The sequence below is a fragment of the Citrobacter sp. MGH103 genome (genome assembly GCF_001034475.2).
GTDB lineage: Bacteria > Pseudomonadota > Gammaproteobacteria > Enterobacterales > Enterobacteriaceae > Citrobacter > Citrobacter freundii.
Genome location: NZ_CP073044.1, coordinates 217,711 through 230,379 on the forward strand (window position 1 = coordinate 217,711; position 12,669 = coordinate 230,379).

21 protein-coding genes and 1 pseudogene are annotated in these 12,669 nt (G+C 49.6%); 12 read left to right on the forward strand and 10 right to left on the reverse strand.

From position 1 onward, the window contains the following. The 4 genes from SK33_RS24765 to SK33_RS24780 form a co-directional block, all read right to left on the reverse strand. Positions 1-297, reverse strand: a complete 297-nt coding sequence (locus SK33_RS24765; RefSeq protein ID WP_032610474.1) for a hypothetical protein — start codon at positions 295-297, stop codon at positions 1-3. A gap of 378 nt (positions 298-675) precedes the next feature. Continuing rightward, positions 676-957 carry a hypothetical protein gene (locus tag SK33_RS24770; RefSeq protein ID WP_032610475.1) on the reverse strand — a complete coding sequence of 94 codons (282 nt, stop codon included), beginning with the start codon at positions 955-957 and terminating at the stop codon, positions 676-678. Positions 958-1,021: 64 nt separating this feature from the next. Further along, on the reverse strand, positions 1,022-2,227 hold the full coding sequence (locus tag SK33_RS24775; protein WP_032610476.1) for a DNA-binding protein: 1,206 nt from the start codon (positions 2,225-2,227) through the stop codon (positions 1,022-1,024). 497 nt (positions 2,228-2,724) lie between these two features. Then, positions 2,725-2,901, reverse strand: coding sequence for a hypothetical protein (locus tag SK33_RS24780; RefSeq protein WP_155034045.1), 177 nt, complete (start codon positions 2,899-2,901; stop codon positions 2,725-2,727). 500 nt (positions 2,902-3,401) lie between these two features. Here SK33_RS24780 and SK33_RS24785 point away from each other — a divergent pair, with 500 nt between their 5' ends. The 11 genes from SK33_RS24785 to SK33_RS24835 all read left to right on the forward strand — a co-directional run bounded on the left by SK33_RS24785 (position 3,402) and on the right by SK33_RS24835 (position 7,604). Then, entirely contained in the window at positions 3,402-3,785 is a 384-nt protein-coding gene (locus SK33_RS24785) for a hypothetical protein (RefSeq protein WP_050596975.1), read from the forward strand. A 10-nt stretch (positions 3,786-3,795) separates the two neighbouring features. Continuing rightward, positions 3,796-4,050 carry a hypothetical protein gene (locus SK33_RS24790; RefSeq protein ID WP_032610479.1) on the forward strand — a complete coding sequence of 85 codons (255 nt, stop codon included), beginning with the start codon at positions 3,796-3,798 and terminating at the stop codon, positions 4,048-4,050. Next, positions 4,050-4,466, forward strand: a complete 417-nt coding sequence (locus tag SK33_RS24795; protein WP_032610480.1) for a hypothetical protein — start codon at positions 4,050-4,052, stop codon at positions 4,464-4,466. The genes SK33_RS24790 and SK33_RS24795 overlap by 1 nt, the downstream gene beginning before the upstream one ends. Then, complete coding sequence (locus tag SK33_RS24800) at positions 4,460-4,597, forward strand: hypothetical protein (RefSeq protein ID WP_163181309.1); 138 nt, start codon at positions 4,460-4,462, stop codon at positions 4,595-4,597. The genes SK33_RS24795 and SK33_RS24800 overlap by 7 nt, the downstream gene beginning before the upstream one ends. Further along, a complete protein-coding gene (locus SK33_RS24805; protein WP_032610524.1) occupies positions 4,584-4,865 on the forward strand; it encodes a hypothetical protein in 282 nt (93 codons plus the stop codon). Before SK33_RS24800 ends, SK33_RS24805 begins: the two co-directional genes overlap by 14 nt. A 185-nt stretch (positions 4,866-5,050) precedes the next feature. Beyond that, complete coding sequence (locus SK33_RS24810; protein ID WP_015063016.1) at positions 5,051-5,605, forward strand: hypothetical protein; 555 nt, start codon at positions 5,051-5,053, stop codon at positions 5,603-5,605. A 59-nt stretch (positions 5,606-5,664) separates the two neighbouring features. Next, positions 5,665-5,913: a hypothetical protein gene (locus SK33_RS24815; protein WP_050596976.1), complete on the forward strand. Its 249-nt coding sequence runs from the start codon at positions 5,665-5,667 to the stop codon at positions 5,911-5,913. A gap of 124 nt (positions 5,914-6,037) precedes the next feature. Beyond that, on the forward strand, positions 6,038-6,370 hold the full coding sequence (locus tag SK33_RS24820; RefSeq protein ID WP_032610481.1) for a DUF5417 domain-containing protein: 333 nt from the start codon (positions 6,038-6,040) through the stop codon (positions 6,368-6,370). 44 nt (positions 6,371-6,414) lie between these two features. Further along, a complete protein-coding gene (locus tag SK33_RS24825; RefSeq protein WP_032610483.1) occupies positions 6,415-6,984 on the forward strand; it encodes a hypothetical protein in 570 nt (189 codons plus the stop codon). Positions 6,985-7,007: 23 nt separating this feature from the next. Further along, a complete protein-coding gene (locus tag SK33_RS24830) occupies positions 7,008-7,358 on the forward strand; it encodes a hypothetical protein (RefSeq protein ID WP_032610485.1) in 351 nt (116 codons plus the stop codon). A 39-nt stretch (positions 7,359-7,397) separates the two neighbouring features. Continuing rightward, positions 7,398-7,604: a hypothetical protein gene (locus SK33_RS24835; protein WP_044255297.1), complete on the forward strand. Its 207-nt coding sequence runs from the start codon at positions 7,398-7,400 to the stop codon at positions 7,602-7,604. A 233-nt stretch (positions 7,605-7,837) separates the two neighbouring features. On the opposite strand, the gene SK33_RS24840 is transcribed toward SK33_RS24835, so the two are convergent. The 3 genes from SK33_RS24840 to relB all read right to left on the reverse strand — a co-directional run bounded on the left by SK33_RS24840 (position 7,838) and on the right by relB (position 8,593). Then, complete coding sequence (locus SK33_RS24840) at positions 7,838-7,996, reverse strand: type I toxin-antitoxin system Hok family toxin (protein WP_064758473.1); 159 nt, start codon at positions 7,994-7,996, stop codon at positions 7,838-7,840. A 70-nt stretch (positions 7,997-8,066) separates the two neighbouring features. Further along, positions 8,067-8,354 carry a type II toxin-antitoxin system mRNA interferase RelE gene (gene relE, locus SK33_RS24845; protein WP_000323025.1) on the reverse strand — a complete coding sequence of 96 codons (288 nt, stop codon included), beginning with the start codon at positions 8,352-8,354 and terminating at the stop codon, positions 8,067-8,069. Beyond that, positions 8,354-8,593, reverse strand: coding sequence for a type II toxin-antitoxin system antitoxin RelB (relB, locus tag SK33_RS24850; RefSeq protein ID WP_000534858.1), 240 nt, complete (start codon positions 8,591-8,593; stop codon positions 8,354-8,356). The genes relE and relB overlap by 1 nt, the downstream gene beginning before the upstream one ends. A gap of 24 nt (positions 8,594-8,617) precedes the next feature. On the opposite strand from relB, the pseudogene SK33_RS26540 reads away from it, so the two are divergent. After that, a pseudogene (locus SK33_RS26540) lies at positions 8,618-8,734 on the forward strand (hypothetical protein); the annotation flags it as partial. Between the two features lie 121 nt (positions 8,735-8,855). On the opposite strand, the gene SK33_RS24855 reads toward SK33_RS26540, so the two are convergent. From SK33_RS24855 to SK33_RS24865, 3 genes are all read right to left on the reverse strand, one after another. Next, entirely contained in the window at positions 8,856-9,779 is a 924-nt protein-coding gene (locus SK33_RS24855) for a cation diffusion facilitator family transporter (protein ID WP_032610488.1), read from the reverse strand. Positions 9,780-9,978: 199 nt separating this feature from the next. Then, positions 9,979-10,551: a cytochrome b/b6 domain-containing protein gene (locus SK33_RS24860; RefSeq protein WP_001515348.1), complete on the reverse strand. Its 573-nt coding sequence runs from the start codon at positions 10,549-10,551 to the stop codon at positions 9,979-9,981. Between the two features lie 475 nt (positions 10,552-11,026). Next, entirely contained in the window at positions 11,027-12,265 is a 1,239-nt protein-coding gene (locus tag SK33_RS24865) for an IS110 family transposase (protein WP_003030308.1), read from the reverse strand. Positions 12,266-12,669 lie beyond the last annotated feature (404 nt).

A 12,669-nucleotide genomic window follows, 5' to 3' on the forward strand; every position in this document is an offset into this window, starting at 1 on the left:
TTAGTGCCAGTCGGCGATCAGTTCTTCGCACTGCAAAAAGGATAAGCACTGCTGTGCCAACACGGGCAGTACGGCAATGTTGGGTAGGCGGTTGTAACACCAGGCGTTAAACAGCATCTGCCACGGACCGGCGTAGTAACCGGCCATTTTCTTTTTTTGCTTCGGAGTACGGCACGCTGAAATAGCCTGCTGATAGAGACTTTCATTTTCGGCACCTGAGCGTTGTTGCAGTGCCTTGTAAATAAAGGAATAGAGAGCGTCGGAACAATTAGATGCGTAAGCCAGACTGGTTTTCATAATACCTCCTGTTTTTTGGTATTATATAAAATTCGACCTGCTAGCTAATAACCTACACTGAATATATTTTTAAATTCCCATAAATATTAAATATGGACGAATGTGGATTTAAGCGTTGTAAATTATTAAAACCATATCTTATTCTACCATTATGTATTCCCTACAATACGCTTGCTAATTCGTAATTTTGCAGTTATTTGAATATCACCATCCTAAAAGCTGGTAGCCACCTATTTTCCCTCGGATGTAAGTTCACAATAACTCTGTTTATTGCCTGTTCAGTGGCGGTTAAGATTTATAAATGGGTGTGCCATTCGTCAAATCGGTATCCATGGGGTTTGCAGGTACTTATTAAAACGGATCATTCACCTTTTACGTTTACTGCAAACGAGCGTAAGAATTCAGTTGCAGCTCTGCGTCCGCCTGCTGTTGCAGCACGTCCATCACCCGGCTGAGCATGGTCAGCGCCTGGGAGGGGGAGCCGCCAAAAGTCACTTTAATTTCGTTGGTGGTGTGGTGCTGCTCCAGATCGAGAATATTCACTTCCACGTCTTCGCCCTTCTCATCCTTCGCCGTACACTGAATGCTGACCCGGGTCACAGGGTCCTTAACTGTCTGCAATGGTGCCTTCGTGCTGACGTTGATCGCGATATTCTTCATTACCCTGTTTCTCCTTGACCTGTGGTGGTAACCGACCCTACCGGGTGGAGGGTCGGTCAGAAAATCATGCCTGGCCCTGTTGCTGCTTTTCGGCATGCTTACGCAGGTACTGCGTGAGATTGCCGTGGGCTTCACAGATGGCATTCATCTCATCATTGGTCAGCACTAAGGTGTACGTATCGTCGCTGAGGTTCTTAGCGGCACGTTGTTCTGCTTCTTCCGCAATACGCGAAAAAAGCGGGATTGCCGTGTCCGCAATCGTCGTCACGGTCTTTTTGTTGAGTACGCTGGAGACCGATACAGTTTTAGGCTCTGGCGTTTTGATCGGATCTTTCGCCTTCGGCTCCGGGGTGTTTTCCGGAGTTGGCTCCGGGTTGGTCCCAACATTCCCGTCCACCAGCTGCGGCGGGGTGGTCTCATCCGTAGTACCTTCGACGGATGTTTGTTCCGTCACGGTGGTTTCAGGGGTGTTTGCGTTCGTTTCCTGCACGACCGGCGCTTTCGGCTGCATGGCTGCATCAATGTTGCCAGCTTTGACGAATTTAAGGGTTTTGGCCGTAGCCTTGCCATAGACGTCGATGGCTTTGGTGATATTATTCACGGCCTTATCGCCGCTGTAGAGATATTCATCCAGCGCGACATACATGCTCACTTCCCCTGTCACCAGCATAACCTGGAGGGCTTCAGGCAGGTCCAGGACGCGAACCATCTGACGCAGGTGCTGTTCTGTTTTACCGCGACGCTTGGCCAGTTCTGCGAACGTTTTAGGTTCTTCAGCATCTTCGACCATCCGTTTGATGGAGAGCGCCTCAGCCACGACAGACAGAGCCAGATTAGAGTTACCGTCCAGCGTAAACTGTTCGGCACTGGCGCGGCTACCGCGAAACTCCTCGCAGCGAATTAACGAAATCAGTTCACGCCCTTCCTCTGCCAGCTCGATGTTTGCCATAGCGGCGGCGCGGATACGACATGCCCCCTGACGCAGAACAGGACGACCATTCAGAACCTGCACGACGATAGCTGGTACGCTTAAAGGCTCAGACTTATAGGACTCTTTAAGACTGTTCAGGTGGGCTACCACGTGGGGTAAGGAGTAGTAGCTTTCTCCCATGCCAGCGGTACGGGTGTTAAAACCTTCTTCCTCTTCGACCACTGCCGGGTTGATGACCAGACCATTGCTTTTGCGTGCGCCGTTACCGGAACGCTCCAGGTAAGTGCGCAGGCTGATATCGTTGTTAGCGGTTTTTACATCATTTTCGATAGTGGACATTGTGGCCTTCCTTTTAAATTTTCGTTTAGGGTGGTTGTTCGCTACAACACAACAATACCAGGTTCGATTCATTTCCTAATAACCTGAGGCGAAAAAAAAAGTAACTTTTTTTCCCGTGGTAATAGTACGTGATCCGTCCGTTTTAATTTTTCGCTAAGGAGGCCAAATTTAACTTTAGTGTGAAATCGGGTACCAAAAAGCCGGAATTTATCGAAAAAGTTACTTTTCCGTCTGCAAGAACCCACAATAATGCAGAACCGTCAGCATGAAAGGTGTTACATGCGCTGAAGGGAAGATGAGTAAGAGGGGAACTGCGGCGTCACAAGGCATCTAAAGTTACTTTTCCAAAATATGGAATGGCAATCTATCTATCGCTATAAAAGAATAACCGGGATCACTGTCGAACATCTCAACGCGGGGCAGGTAGAATGAGGGAATTAAAATCGGGCCAGGCTAAATCTGCCCGGCCATCGGGAAAGGATACGGCGGCATGGGTCTTACACGAGATAATGCGAATGTATGGTCTTTTCCGGTTGCGACTGTTGGGTTTCTTTCTCACCTGTGGCTAACCGTCGGTATTCGGCGTCACAAAACATCCGTAAGTTGGTAAAGACTTTCTCCATAAACTCAGCGTGAGCAAACGACTCACCCGGGGATTGTGTACGTTCTTTCATACATTCCTTTTTAATCATGTCGACACCTTCGGCACAGGTTGCAGCGGGTACGTCAGCGGGTCACCGGCTGGCGCTGATAATTCGTGAATCCGGAATAGTATTCTACCCTGTTCGCATGCCACATCTGGTCGATAAGCGGGGAATTTCAATCCTATATTGAACCCAGCGACCACCGCAGGGAGAAGGGGCACATTCTCCCCCGCTCTTCTTCCGTCTGCGGGAGGTCACACTCGGCGCGGTGTCCCCGGGCAGAATCATGCTGTGACGGCTGGCGTCCATATCAAGATGTCAGCTCCTGGATTAAACCGCCTCCATCTTCTGTAAATGCAGGGGCTAATGACTGTGTGCAACTGAATTTACCGCAGCATCCGTCCTGTATAAAAAATCCTCAAAACGTTGTTTTCTATTGTATTGACAATAGAAGTTCAGAAGATCATAGTAATCCCATGGCGCGGCATCCGCACCAACGCCCCGGCGTTTCCGGGCATAAGGTAAGCATCATGACCCACGATATCGACACCCTCATTCGTCTGTCCCAGCATAAGTCCCACATCGTCGCTGTACGCCGCCTGCAACTGGCCTTTGAGCTAGAGCTGCGCGACGCAAAAATCAACTCACGTGACGTCGCTGATGCGCTGGCTACCTTGAATGCGGCTATCAGTCTGGAAGAAGAGCTGAACGGCTCTGCGTATGACGATCTGCATTTTGACCTGACCGATGGCGCGAAAGTCGACGCAGCCGAACTGGCAGCGTACCGGGCACAGAAACCGGTGGCTTCCTGCATCGTGGCCGATGGCAGCATTGTGCCAGACGGTTTCGGTGATTACTGCGAGCCGCTGGCAGATGGGGCGCATGACTTGTTTGTCCGTCCGGTCTCGGCATAAGGAGCGATCCATGAGCAAAGAGACTCTGTCACTGGCAACCCGTTACGCAGGCAACTCCTCTGTGATTTCGGAAATGCAGACAGCGCTGGACGTAATGCCGCTGGTGACGGAAGCCGTTCAGAGCGTGTGCGAACGGGTTGAATGTGAGCCCACTGAATTTCTGGACGCGATGGCGCTTGTAAAACGTTTCCTGCTGGCAAAACAAGATGAACTCCGTGCGGAAAGCGTTTCAATCCGCAAGCAGCTGGGTGAGATGGGGGAATAATGATGATTAAGGCTACTATCAGCAACGATGCGCTTCGCACCCGTATTCAGGCGCTGCGTAAAACCAGTGCAAACACCCTTGTCAGCACGACGAAATTCGACGCTGATGCGCTGGAGGAGCTCCTGCGCCTGCGTACCGCAGTGAAGCTGAGACGAGTACGCGTGGTCCAGAGTGGCACCTGCGACTGCGAGGAGCCCTGTGAATGCATGCCCGGGCTGTATGTAACCGTCGACTCCGGCGTGGGTCACGGCCAGGCGGTCTGGACTTACCGGGACGACGGAAAATCCGGTCTGGCGTACTGGTGCGAATTTATGGGACTCGCTCCATTCTGGGCCGAAGACCAGATGAATGCCGCCGAACTGCTTCGCGAGAAGCTGGCCTGGCTGGGTGAACATGTCGAGGTGGTCCCGTGGTAATGAAGCTGTATTGCCCCGAGTGCCTGGCGTACCTTGAAGGGGGGGATGGAACGCTACAGGACTGTCACTGCGGCTGGAAACAGCCGGTCAGCTCTTCCACTGAAGAGGGCGATGATCATGACGCTGACTAACGCCCAAATTTATACTCTGCGTCGGCTGAATACCGGAACCCGCTACCTGATGCAGGGCAACGGAAAGAAAGGGATGGAGCAGCGTCCAGATTGCCTCAGTACGCTGGGATATTTTCCGGTTAATGCCCCCAGTCTGCCGCCCCTCTTCCGGCTGGGCCTGATTGAGTTCACTCTGAAAAGTGGGTTAGAACAGAGCTGTTTCTATCGCGTACGGCTGACCGGGCGTGGGCAGGAGTTAGCCACAACGGCGGTGATCTCGGTGGGCTGACTCAGCCCGCTGCTGCACTGCGCATTACAACTTTAACAGTCTGATTTAAAAAATAAATACAGCTATCAGGTGGAAAAAGCACCCGTTGTTTTGTATTGACAAAACAACTCTGATTCTGTATATTTAATCACACAGCGGCACTCTGGCCGCACGCCCCGGCGTTTCCGGGCATACAGGATAACCCCATGAAACCGATGCTTAAATCCGCTTTCTTCTCAGCTGTTAAATCACTCCTCACCAACGGCTTCAGACCAACCTTCTACACCGTTAACTGTGGCCGAATCGGCATTATCGCCTTTACCGATAAAAACGGTTCTAAGCAGGTTGAACAGGTCTATTCCTGTACCTCGCTTGCCGTGAAGACCATTGCTCCCCGTTTCGAAAAGTGGTTTGCTGCTGCCGTGGCGGAATTTCATGCGGCCGCAGCTGAGACTCTGGAGTCGGGCCAGCGGGTCCTGGACAAGGGTACTGTTCGTACCGTGACGGGATTTCGAAGTGCATTCATCCGCAGCGCTAACGGCACACCCCGTGCCCAGGCACGGACTGGCGTAGTCATGCTTGATCATCGGCACGAAGTTATGGCCGGTGATCTTGTTCGAATGGCTGACAATCCATCAGACACCGTCGTCCATAATACAGACCAACAGCCTGACCAGACAATTCATTCTAACGTGCAGAACGTTTCCGTAAACCTCGCCACAGGACTGGCCCCTGACCCGACGGTTTCAACAGCGACATGACACGGCTGCACTCTCCCCCTGGGAGCCGCACTACGCGGCTCTGTTTGACCGAGAACACTATGACCGATAACAATGAAAAGCACGTTAACGCGATCCATATGAAGGGCAACGATAACGCGAAAAAAGATGAGGCCGACAAAGCAACGGCACTGGTCCAGATGCGTATGACCCCGGAGAAAAAATCACGCTATGTCCGTGAGGCGAAGCGTAATGGCCTGACTATCTCGGCATGGATTCAGCGTCATATGGATCAGGTATGTGATGAGTCAGACGTAAACTATCTAAAGAAAAAGGCTGGCGAGCAATAGGCGACAGTCCACCAGCAGCAGCGAAAAGTTACTTTCCCGGTTGCCTGAAAAGGACCGCATACTGCAAACACAAGGTGTGAACATCACACCCCCGCCCCGGCGGCTCCGGGCAAAGGAGTATCCAATGAAACTTTCCCGCCAGACCACGAACGACACTGCTGTTATCGAAGGTACCCGCAGCCACTTCTGGGGTCGCTCGCTCTACTTCATCATTGAGAATGCGCCCAGGGCACACCTCGTCGCTATTGATGAATTGCTGGATGCAGCGGGTTGGGAAAGCGATCACTGTCCAAACTACGAAGATGACGATGCGTTTGGGCATGCCGGTTACAGCTGCGGGTACATGATTGAGATCGATGACGTGGCACGCTTCAGGGCTGACTATAAGCGCCTCAAAAAGCAGATTGCCGCCCATATCGCCGCCCAGCGTAAAGCCGCAGCCAAACAGACGGCATGAATTTTAATGCAAGCGTTGAGCCTGCATCTAAAAGGAACTGTGCAATGACCGAACAACTATCGGATGAAAAACTGCACCAGCTGGAAGGTGCTGCCGCAAATTACCGTACGACATACCAGGCGCACCTCGCTAATCCACTGGATGGCTCCGCAGTACAGGACTGGGATGAAGCGACCCGTCAACTAATGGCGGTCATCAATTACGATGAAGCCAATATTATCGCGCACCTACTGGCTCGCCGGGATGCAGATCTTGCCAGGCATGAAAGCGACATGACCCGGGCTATCGCAGCTTGGCAGACGGCATCCGTGAAGCTGTCCGAGCAGGCCAGCCAGCAACCAGAATTCCACCTCCGCCGTGTTGGTGGGGACGAGGAGCTCTATGCCCCTTGTGGAAAAGATTATCCACGGGGAAGAGCGTACTACGTTAAGCCGGTAGTGAGCCTGGTTACCGTAAATTGTCCGCCCTGCGACCAATGCTTTGATTCTGCCGACGCCGCAACGGCCTACCGGGATGAGCAGTGGAGACATGTGCTGAGTGAAGCTGGTGTGCTGGTTACGCCGGGGGAGACAGCCCCGGTTCAGCCCACTGAAGACAAGCCGCTTTCCAAATAGTGCGATTGAAAATGAAAACGAAGATGAAACAGCCCAAATCTGCACTTCAGAATGCGATGAAGGGCGAAGAGCCTGCGAGCGTACAAATTCAGATGCGTGCCACTGTAACAAGAAAAGAACGCTATAAGGCGCAGGCAATTCAGGAGGATCTGAATTTAACCGAATGGATGGCGAATCATCTGGACGCCGTCTGTGACGCCGCCGAAGGAAAGGCATCCGTCAGCATCTTTTCCCCGGTTGTACCGGAGAAGATCCCAGACAGCGTCTACCAGGTCATCTATCAGGAATGCGGCGGGTTCGTGGACTGCGATGCGAATGCCCAGACGATCTGGAATGCCTGCCGCCAGGCCATTCTGAAAAACGTGAAAGACTGAATACCCGGCGTCATTTTACCGGATGCAGCAAGGACAAACATGACCATAATTGAACGCCGTGCAGAGATGCGCCAGACGGCCATTAAAGCTCTGCTGGATGCTGAAGAAGCACTGACCGCACTGGCTATGTCCTATGAGCTACAGCCCAATGAGAAGACCAGTGCATGTCATCCACAAACCAGTACTCTCTCCACGACCAGCCAGGTTCGGAAATTGCGGCGGGTCCTCGAAAAATTGAGGCGTTGAGAATTAAACAGGACGCAGGAGGAGGTACCCAGTGCGAGCCGCAGCCGTTCTGGGGAGAATTTTAATCCGACGGTATTCCACTGAGACTGTTGAATGCCTTGGGTAATTGAGTGGCGGTCTGCCACCGAACGGAAGGAAAAAAGGGTTTCCCCGACCGGAGAAACCCTTTTCTAAAGGTGCTATTGGCTTGCTGGCCACATCTGAATCGAGGGGGGTTACCCCCCCTCTTTCAGCTACTTACCGGATTCGTAGTCCATCACAGCCGACACTTCCCGCGTACAGTCTTTCAGCCGCAGTTCGCAGAGCGAATTGCGCGTAAGCCAGGTGAATATCAACAGCGTAAGACATACTATCAATACGCACAAAACAACGGGTTGGTTCGGCAGTTTCATGGCTTCTTCTCCTGTCAACGCAAAGCAGAAGTGTCACCATCGGTGCGAAACAGAGATGTCATGCTTTGGTTCAGAGAATGCGTTTGACCGCCTCGCTATATACTTCCGAGCGTTCTCTTTTCCCAACAGAAATCACGAAAACGACAACTTTCTCGTCTATAACCTGGTATACAAGGCGATAGCCTGAAGACCGGAGCTTAATCTTGTAACAATCAGGCATACCACGGAGCTTGTTTGCTTCAATCCGGGGTGACTCAAGTACTTCAACCAGCTTCTTTTTCAACTGTTCACGTACCGTCGAGCCCAGCTTTCGCCATTCCTTTAGTGCCCGCTCGTCAAAATCCAGAAAATACGCCATCAGAGTTCATCCAGCGTCACACGTACTGGCTTAGGATTACGAAGTCGTTCTTTCACTATCTCCACAAGTTCAGCATCTTCATCACTCAGGAGTGTCTGTTTGAACGGCAAGCGTTCATTGTCAGCGATATACTCGAGCATGAGACGAAGCGCTTCAGAAGGAGTTACGCCCATTTTTTCAAGCGCGGCGTAAGAACGCGCTTTAAGTTCATCGTCAATACGTAGGTTAATGCTACCCATGTCTTACACCCCTTGTAATTACAAATGTCATTACAAGTATCGCACTACAACATGCTTAGGGCAAGTCACGAAGTAAGTCAGAAAGTAGTCGTAAGAACGGTGATCACTGTCCGCTTTGTGCCAGAAGCGGACTTTTTAAAAATATTGCGTGCCCAACAATTGGGCGCAGGTCACATCAAGTACCCTCAGAATTATAGAGAATACCTGAAATTTTTGTAGAGCGAGGTTTGTTACCCTGCCCGACCAGCGACATGTGGTTAGTTTAGTGATCAGAAATGTCGAGCGTTTGGTCGTTCATTGACGCGGGATCTTCCAACGGTTCCACATGAGTGGTGATATGGATAAAAGGCAGTGCGGTGCGGATATCATTCTCTATACGCTCGGCCCAGTCGTGCCCATATTGAACAGTCCATCGCCCAGGAACTAGGATGTGCATTGTCATAAACGCCCGCCCGCCAGCCTGGCGTGTACGTAGTGCATGGAAATCAAGCCCCTGTTCACGATATCCTGCCAGCAGTGACTCGATTTTTTTGAGTTCTTCCGTGGGTAGCGATACGTCCATCAGACCTGCAGCTGAACGACTCATAAGCTGATAACCAGTCCAAACGATGTTGGCTGCGACCAGCAATGCAACGATCGGATCGACCCAAAACCAGCCGGTCAGATAAACCAGTCCGACACCAAAAATGACACCGACCGACGTCCAGACATCGGTCAGCAGGTGATGAGCATCTGCCTCAAGAGTGATAGAGTTGTGCTGCCTGCCAGCCCTTAACAAAATGCGAGCCGTCACAAAATTAAGGATTGATGCGACTGTTGAAACCAGTAATCCGAGACCAATCTCCTCAAGCGGCTGTGGAGTTAACATCCGCTCAACTGCGGTATAGGCGATACTGGCTGCCGCCAATAGGATCAGAAATCCTTCGAAAGCACTCGAGAAATATTCGGCTTTGCCGTGCCCATATGCATGGTTCTCATCGACCGGAAGCGCAGCCAAGGTCAGCATCCAGAGCGCCATTAGGGCTCCTGCGAGGTTAACTACGGATTCGATGGCATCAGATAGCAGACCGACCGAACCGGTCATTTTCCACGCCACACCTTTGAGTCCGATAGTGGCAATAGCCGTGGCAATGGAAAGCCAAGCGTAGTGCGTCAGCGGACGAGGTAACCCTTTTGTTTTAGTCATTATTAACTTCCTAAAATAGGACGACTAACTCACATTTCTATCCATGATAGATAATTAAACAATCATTTCGCCATGAATATTTTTTCGTTTTTATTAAATTTAATTAAAAAGTCTCTGCAAGTGCTGTTTCATCTTCTAGTAAACTAAATTTTATTTTTAGGGTTTTCTTCAACTTGAAGTAATATTATCTCACAACAGATTAGTCACTTAGGTTAACTGAGCGGCTTTTATATTTTTCAATTAAAATATGCAAAACTCCCATTGCACCATGTGCATAAAAATAGACCTCAATGAAAGTAGTAAAGAACTTATGCCAGTGGATTACTGTTTCAGCCAGATTTGACTGCATGGTATTCAACAAGAACCATAGGCCACCTGAAAGTGCTACAATTAGCAATGCTAGAACTCCAAATCCTTGGATTGTACTGGCAATACCTCCCGAATGTGCATCGGGCAGTCGGAAACTAGTCAACGTTTTTATATCTTGCTTAATACCACTAAAGTCAAGCCCTACCCATGAAAAATAATAAGTAAAACCTCTTTGAGTAAGCATCCAACTTAACATAATAAAACCACAAATAATCAGTCCTAACCCTGAAATAATGTGCATCCAGGTTATAACTCCTTCAAGACTATGTTCACCAATTGCTTCGGTCTCTGTCAGATTAGAGTTAATAATTTGTGATAATATTAGAAATGCCACAATGATGTGAAGAATACGAAAAAAAGGAGCGTAATCATGGGGTAATAGATTCCAGAGTCGCAATTTCATTAATGAGTCCTTAGTAAATTTATCGATGATCTTAATCATACAAAAGAATTATTAGGATAACCTTAATTCTTAAAATTGCAGCAGGCATTAGTTCACCTCTGATATGGCCACTTGCGAAATGGGAATGGTAACTGTTATTACTATGTGTTTACTTGCTGTTCTTGTTACGCAGCCCCTTAAACACATTACTTTCAAATATGATTTCCTGCTGGGTTTAAATATGTGTCTTTCTATAGTGCGGCAACCTATTTTTACACCAACTCATGAATTAAATAAGAATCATAAATTAAATGAGAGGTTTAATTCTCTTGCTTAACGCGATGATATTAAATGGAAATTTTAATTTTTGTAATTTATTAAACAGTTAGAATGAGACATGGTAAATACGATCTTCCTTTAGATAATTCTGATAGCACTTTTTCTACTGGGCAGTCTGCAATGTCCGCTTCACGCCCTGAGACATTCGACAAGCTTTTTATGGCTTCAGTAAGGGCGAGTGGCGCGCTTCGAGAGCCAGCAAATATTTTGCTTCATCGTACTGGGTTCTGGCCTTCCAGCAGCGGTAAATGATCCTTATCCATTTGAACGCCAGTGCCCGGATCGCAGACTGATGAGATTTGCCCTTCTCTCTGAGGCCCTGATAATACAGTCTGGCCCAGTATGATGAATTAACCGTCTTGGCAGCCCATTCAACAAAGGTTTGCCTGACGAACTTGGCACACTGCCATCGCCAGTGAACCCAGGATTTCTGGCCACTTCGTTCTGTCACCGGTGCAATACCTGCGTAGTTTTGAATTTCTTCAGCGCTGTTAAACCGGTCACGGTTATCACCAAGTGCAGCAAGCATTCGTGGGCCCATACACGGCCCCATGCCCGGAAGTGATTTGAACAGCTCCGCATCTGGCAATGTGTCAAACAACGCTTCGATTCGTTCGTCATAGGTTTTGATGATTTCACTCACGACTTTAATTTGTGTCGCCAGTGCTGTTGCCATCAAAGCATTAGCCTCTATAACGCTCGGGTCTGTAGTCAATGGGATCGCGTTATCAATACTCGCAACACGTTGCTCGGTAAGAGCCATTGCGCGGCCACCTTTGGCATTCAGAAAGTTGCGGATCGTGTCGCGCCTCGCTCGTTTCAGTTGTTGCAGACTGGGCCACCGGATAATCAGCTCACACAATAGTAAGCTACCCCGATGTGAGAACCACTCCAGTGGCTGAGGATAATACTGTTTAAGTGTGTTGATTATCCGGTTCACAAAACGGCGTTTATCTTCAACCAGCTGACGGCGCTGCTCAACCAGTTGCTGGAGTAACCGGATATCCGCATTGTCGGGTTCAATGGCTTTTATCTTTTGGGGATAACGCAGCATTAACTCTAATGCCAGCTCGGCATCCTGCGGGTCATCTTTAGCGCCGCTGGGCGAGAAGGCCTGCCGGTAACGAGCCAGGGACAAAGCGTGGACGGGGAAAACGGTGATAAATGGATATTTCTGAAGAGCATACACCACGGGACCTTTCTTCAGCTCAACGGCGATAGCGATCCTGCCTTTTACCTTCTGGTGTAACTCGGTAAGCCAGACATCAAGTGCTTCCGGCGTATGTTCAATCACATGGAATGTGCGTTCACCGTTTTTAAACTGAACACAGACATCGTGCTTTTTATCTGCCCAGTCCAGACCAACGTGCGCAGCAAATTGATTAGTCGCAGTCATCACCAACTCCTTTTTATCGGGGATTGGTATGCATTCCACGCTCTTCGAAAGAAATATAGCCAGCAGTTTATCTGCATGCCCTGAGTATTCGTTAGCGAACGTGGAGCACCCACTGGCTCGAAAGAAAAGCGGCGATCATCACGTGATTCTCGCTCAATATTCGTAACCAGTAAGCGCATACCCTGAATCACTTAAAGTGTAATTCTCAGGGTGCGAATGACTATATCTCGCTCTTAGCGGACATTAGCATAGGCTATTTACCATAACGCCGCATTACGCGTACCGCTCAGACGGCCTGAGCGCGTTTCTGACGTGTCCCCGTTAAAAACAGTAACAAACCACCCGAAAATGCACGCCAGAAACGCTACGTAAGAATCTATCCTATGACTGGATATGCACTCAAC

What these genes read in the sequence shown, in the direction of transcription:
- SK33_RS24765 (WP_032610474.1), bottom strand. Translation starts at nt 297, where the DNA reads ATGAAAACCAGTCTGGCTTACGCATCTAATTGTTCCGACGCTCTCTAT.
- SK33_RS24770 (WP_032610475.1), bottom strand. Translation starts at nt 957, where the DNA reads ATGAAGAATATCGCGATCAACGTCAGCACGAAGGCACCATTGCAGACA.
- SK33_RS24775 (WP_032610476.1), bottom strand. Translation starts at nt 2,227, where the DNA reads ATGTCCACTATCGAAAATGATGTAAAAACCGCTAACAACGATATCAGC.
- SK33_RS24780 (WP_155034045.1), bottom strand. Translation starts at nt 2,901, where the DNA reads ATGAAAGAACGTACACAATCCCCGGGTGAGTCGTTTGCTCACGCTGAG.
- SK33_RS24785 (WP_050596975.1), top strand. Translation starts at nt 3,402, where the DNA reads ATGACCCACGATATCGACACCCTCATTCGTCTGTCCCAGCATAAGTCC.
- SK33_RS24790 (WP_032610479.1), top strand. Translation starts at nt 3,796, where the DNA reads ATGAGCAAAGAGACTCTGTCACTGGCAACCCGTTACGCAGGCAACTCC.
- SK33_RS24795 (WP_032610480.1), top strand. Translation starts at nt 4,050, where the DNA reads ATGATGATTAAGGCTACTATCAGCAACGATGCGCTTCGCACCCGTATT.
- SK33_RS24805 (WP_032610524.1), top strand. Translation starts at nt 4,584, where the DNA reads ATGACGCTGACTAACGCCCAAATTTATACTCTGCGTCGGCTGAATACC.
- SK33_RS24810 (WP_015063016.1), top strand. Translation starts at nt 5,051, where the DNA reads ATGAAACCGATGCTTAAATCCGCTTTCTTCTCAGCTGTTAAATCACTC.
- SK33_RS24815 (WP_050596976.1), top strand. Translation starts at nt 5,665, where the DNA reads ATGACCGATAACAATGAAAAGCACGTTAACGCGATCCATATGAAGGGC.
- SK33_RS24820 (WP_032610481.1), top strand. Translation starts at nt 6,038, where the DNA reads ATGAAACTTTCCCGCCAGACCACGAACGACACTGCTGTTATCGAAGGT.
- SK33_RS24825 (WP_032610483.1), top strand. Translation starts at nt 6,415, where the DNA reads ATGACCGAACAACTATCGGATGAAAAACTGCACCAGCTGGAAGGTGCT.
- SK33_RS24830 (WP_032610485.1), top strand. Translation starts at nt 7,008, where the DNA reads ATGAAACAGCCCAAATCTGCACTTCAGAATGCGATGAAGGGCGAAGAG.
- SK33_RS24835 (WP_044255297.1), top strand. Translation starts at nt 7,398, where the DNA reads ATGACCATAATTGAACGCCGTGCAGAGATGCGCCAGACGGCCATTAAA.
- SK33_RS24840 (WP_064758473.1), bottom strand. Translation starts at nt 7,996, where the DNA reads ATGAAACTGCCGAACCAACCCGTTGTTTTGTGCGTATTGATAGTATGT.
- relE (WP_000323025.1), bottom strand. Translation starts at nt 8,354, where the DNA reads ATGGCGTATTTTCTGGATTTTGACGAGCGGGCACTAAAGGAATGGCGA.
- relB (WP_000534858.1), bottom strand. Translation starts at nt 8,593, where the DNA reads ATGGGTAGCATTAACCTACGTATTGACGATGAACTTAAAGCGCGTTCT.
- SK33_RS24855 (WP_032610488.1), bottom strand. Translation starts at nt 9,779, where the DNA reads ATGACTAAAACAAAAGGGTTACCTCGTCCGCTGACGCACTACGCTTGG.
- SK33_RS24860 (WP_001515348.1), bottom strand. Translation starts at nt 10,551, where the DNA reads ATGAAATTGCGACTCTGGAATCTATTACCCCATGATTACGCTCCTTTT.
- SK33_RS24865 (WP_003030308.1), bottom strand. Translation starts at nt 12,265, where the DNA reads ATGACTGCGACTAATCAATTTGCTGCGCACGTTGGTCTGGACTGGGCA.